3 protein-coding genes are annotated in these 2,437 nt (G+C 54.2%); all 3 read right to left on the bottom strand.

Annotated elements, in window-relative coordinates; genetic code table 11:
* Positions 1 to 33 precede the first annotated feature (33 nt).
* Positions 34 to 1,275, bottom strand: a complete 1,242-nt coding sequence (fabF, locus tag PAT3040_RS21050) for a beta-ketoacyl-ACP synthase II (protein WP_087572611.1) — start codon at positions 1,273 to 1,275, stop codon at positions 34 to 36.
* A gap of 197 nt (positions 1,276 to 1,472) precedes the next feature.
* Complete coding sequence (gene acpP / locus PAT3040_RS21045; RefSeq protein ID WP_087572610.1) at positions 1,473 to 1,706, bottom strand: acyl carrier protein; 234 nt, start codon at positions 1,704 to 1,706, stop codon at positions 1,473 to 1,475.
* A 148-nt stretch (positions 1,707 to 1,854) separates the two neighbouring features.
* Positions 1,855 to 2,437 (bottom strand): 3-oxoacyl-[acyl-carrier-protein] reductase (gene fabG / locus PAT3040_RS21040; RefSeq protein WP_108994281.1); only part of this gene is annotated, 583 nt, incomplete at its 5' end.

Here is a 2,437-nt window from a genome sequence, read left to right as displayed (position 1 = left end):
AGCTGCAGCTTTCGCTGCAGCTCGTCAAAATTATCATGCTTCATACGCCTTCATCACAATCGTGGCATTATGCCCGCCGAAGCCGAAAGAATTGGACAGCGCCGTACGAACATTCGCCTTGCGCGGCTTGTTCGGAACGTAGTCCAGATCCAGCTCCGGATCCTGATTGTCCAAGTTAATGGTCGGAGCGATGACGCCATTTTGCAGCGTAAGCGCCAAAATAACGGCTTCTACTCCCCCTGCTGCGCCGAGCAGATGGCCCGTCATGGACTTCGTCGAGCTGACGGCCAGCTTGTACGCATGATCGCCGAAAGTCTTCTTGATCGCAGTTGTCTCCGAGCGGTCGCCAACCGGAGTCGATGTGCCGTGAGCGTTAATGTAATCGACCTCTGACGGCTCGATCCCGGCATCGCGCAGCGCCTTGACCATACAGCGCGCAGCGCCGTCCGGATCCGGCTCCGTCATATGATGAGCGTCGCCGCTCATGCCATAACCGATCACTTCCGCGTAGATCTTCGCTCCGCGAGCCTTCGCATGCTCCAGCGATTCCAGCACGAGCACGCCGGCTCCTTCACCCATTACAAAGCCGTCCCGATCGACATCGAACGGCCGGCTCGCCTTCTCGGGCTCATCGTTGCGAGTCGACATCGCGCGCATGGAGCAGAAGCCCGCCATGCCCGTCGGGCGAATCGTCGCTTCAGCGCCGCCGGCGATCATCACGTCAGCGTCGCCTCTCTGGATCAATTTGTAAGAGTCTCCGATGGAATGTGTGCCAGTCGCGCAAGCCGTTACCGCCGTGCTATTTGGCCCCTTAGCTCCCGTCAACATGGATACCTGGCCGGAAGCCATGTTCGCGATCATCATTGGGATGAAGAACGGGCTCACTCGCTTGGGTCCCTTCTCCAGAAGGACATTATGCTGATCCTCCCAAGTGCCCAAACCGCCGATGCCGGAACCGATCATCACGCCCACGCGTTCGGCGTCGGCGTTAACCCCGATATCCAGACCGGAATTCTCAACGGCCAGCTTGCTCGCCACGGATGCAAACTGCACGAAGCGGTCCATCCTGCGCGCTTCCTTGCGATCAATGCCGTAATCTTCCGGATTGAAGTTTTTCACTTCTGCGGCGATTCGAGTCGGATACTCGGAGAAGTCAAACGCTTCAACGACGGATACGCCCGATTTGCCTTCCAGCAGGTTGTTCCAGAATTGTTCGATGTCAGAACCGAGCGAGGTCATTACCCCCATGCCCGTCACGACTACTCTATGTTTCATTCCATTCACCTCAGCAACAGACATATCACGGCATCTCGGCCGTGTAATACTATATAAATAGCGATTAAGCTACATTGTAGCGGTTAAGGCAATACGAACGCCTCTTGGGCAGTACGGTTCGGTTCATAAGCCAGTGACGATAAAAGCGCTTAACATGGAAGAGAAGTCCCGCTCCTTGAAACGGGACTTGTCCATCCTTAGGTATGAGATTGTATGTAAGTTACAACTTCTCCCACCGTCGTGATTTTCTCTGCATCTTCGTCAGAGATTTCCATATCAAACTCGTCTTCCAGCTCCATGACCAATTCTACTACGTCAAGAGAGTCAGCGCCGAGGTCATCTTTAAAGGAAGCTTCGAGCGTGACTTCTGCTTCGTCTACGCCAAGGCGGTCGATGACAATACGTTTAACGCGATCTACTACTTCGGACATCCGGTTCACCTCCTCCACCGTATTATACGAGAATTACATGCAAAATACCATCTTTACCTTCACGAGGTTGTTCAAAAAGTACGCTTCCCATTACGAAGTAATCCTGCAAGCTTGCTCGACGTCGAATATTGAATTTAGCCGAACTCTCTTACATGTACATGCCGCCGTCTATATGGACGGTTTGGCCGGTCATGTATGCCGCGGCATCGGATGCCAGAAATCTTACCGCGTTCGCGATATCGGCTGGATCGCCGAGGCGCGCCAGCGGAATTTGGCCGGATAGGGCTGTCTTCGTCTCCTCCGGCAGCTTGTCCGTCATATCCGTCTGGATAAAGCCCGGAGCCACGCAGTTCACCGTAATGCCGCGCGATGAAAGCTCGCGAGCGCTGGCTTTCGTCAGACCGATGACGCCGGCCTTCGCAGCTACATAATTGGCTTGACCGGGATTGCCCAGTACCCCGACAACGGACGAAATGTTGATGATCCGGCCGGAACGTTGCTTCATCATATGGCGAGTTACAGCCTTCACGCCGTTAAAGACGCCTTTGAGGTTCGTCTCGATGACTTCATCGAACTCCTCTTCCTTCATGCGCATAATTAAATTATCTCTTGTAATGCCCGCGTTATTCACCAGAATATCGAGTCCGCCAAGCTGCTCGATCGTGTCTTTGACCATGGCATCGAATTCGCTGGTCTTGCCGACATTCGCCTTCACAATGATTGCGCGGCGC

The sequence above is a fragment of the Paenibacillus agaridevorans genome, assembly GCF_003112455.1.
GTDB lineage: Bacteria > Bacillota > Bacilli > Paenibacillales > Paenibacillaceae > Pristimantibacillus > Pristimantibacillus agaridevorans.
The sequence above is the reverse complement of the archived record's forward strand: the minus strand, read 5'-3'. Positions and strand labels throughout refer to the sequence as shown.

Coding starts and splice junctions, on each gene's coding strand:
- fabF (WP_087572611.1), bottom strand. CDS start 1,275: ATGAAACATAGAGTAGTCGTGACGGGCATGGGGGTAATGACCTCGCTC.
- acpP (WP_087572610.1), bottom strand. CDS start 1,706: ATGTCCGAAGTAGTAGATCGCGTTAAACGTATTGTCATCGACCGCCTT.